This window comes from Bifidobacterium sp. LH_424, from assembly GCF_056356895.1.
Genome location: NZ_JBKEVC010000003.1, coordinates 1 through 1,394, shown reverse-complemented (window position 1 = coordinate 1,394; position 1,394 = coordinate 1). Strand labels below are relative to the sequence as shown.

The following is a 1,394-nucleotide window of genomic DNA, read 5'->3' as shown; positions in this document are numbered from 1 at the left end:
CCGGTGTGTGCCCCACGGCCGCGAAGTCCGCGGTTCGGTCGGGGTTGCTGGTGTGGAAGAGATCATGGGCTATGGCGCGTGTCCTTCGGGGTGCGTGCGGGTTTGTGGTGTGGCATGCTTTTGGGTTCCCGGATCGCCACCCTCCAGGCCGTTGGGTTTGGGGTGCGGGTCCGATTCCGCCGGGTTTCCGTGCCGGTCCTTGTGTGGGCTGGTGTGGGGCTTGGTGTGTGTTGGTGGTTTGAGAACTGGATAGTGGACGCGAGCAAGAGAACGAATTTGTTTTTCTTGTTTTGTTGATTTCGATCGAACTCCGAGGCTTTTGTCTTGGTGTTCGTTCGGTCGTTTTGTTGTGACCGTCAACGTGTTGTGTTGATGTGTCGTCCGATGTATTCGCGAATTTGGTTTTTGCCGGCTTCATGCTTCGAGTGTGTTGCTGGTAAGGGCGCAGTGGTGGATGCCTTGGCGGACAGGACCGATGAAGGACGTGTGGGGCCGCGATAGGCCTGGGGGAGCCGCCGACAGGGCTTTGATCCCAGGATGTCCGAATGGGGGAACCCGCCACCCTCGATGGGGTGGCACCGCTTTATGCGGGGGGTACGCAGGGAAGTGAAACATCTCAGTACCTGTAGGAAAGGATGTTCCGTGAGTAGTGGCGAGCGAAAGCGGATCAGGCCAAACCGGTGTCGTGTGATACCCGTCGGGGGTTGCGGCATCGGGGTTGCGGGAGCGTGTGTCCCGGTTCCGACGGACCGGGCGTGAGTTAGAAAACCGTGTGCGAGACGAACAGGATTGGATGCCTGGCCGTGGAGGGTGATGGCCCCGTAGTCGTATGCGCATGGTCTCATGATTGCGTGTTCCCAAGTAGCGCGGGCCTCGTGGAATCCCGTGTGAATCCGCCCCGACCGTGGGGTAAGCCTAGATATTCCTGTCCGACCGATAGTGAACTAGTACCGTGAGGGAAAGGTGAAAAGCACCCCGGGAGGGGAGTGAAAGAGTACCTGAAACCGTGCGCCTACGATCCGTCGGAGCCTCTTTGATGGGGTGACGGCGTGCCTATCGAAAAATGAGTCTGCGAGTCAGTGGCAGGTGGCGAGCGTAACCCGTGTGGGGTACGCGTAGCGAAGGCGAGTCTGAATAAGGCGTCTGAGTCGCTTGTCCTGGACCCGAAGCGGGATGATCTAGCCCTGGGCAGGTTGAAGCGCGGGTAGGACCGTGTGGAGGACCGCACCCACCTGGGTTGAAAACCGGGGGGATGAACTGGGGCTGGGGGTGAAAGGCCAATCAAATTCCGTGATAGCTGGTTCTCTCCGAAATGCATTTGGGTGCAGCGTCGGGTGATTGCTTGCGGGGGGTAGAGCTACTGGATGCTTGAGGGCCCATACCGGGTACCGACA

Annotated in this window: 1 rRNA gene; it reads left to right on the top strand. The window is 59.4% G+C overall.

From position 1 onward, the window contains the following. Positions 1-426 precede the first annotated feature (426 nt). A 23S ribosomal RNA gene (locus tag AC1AYP_RS04035) occupies positions 427-1,394 on the top strand; the annotation flags it as partial.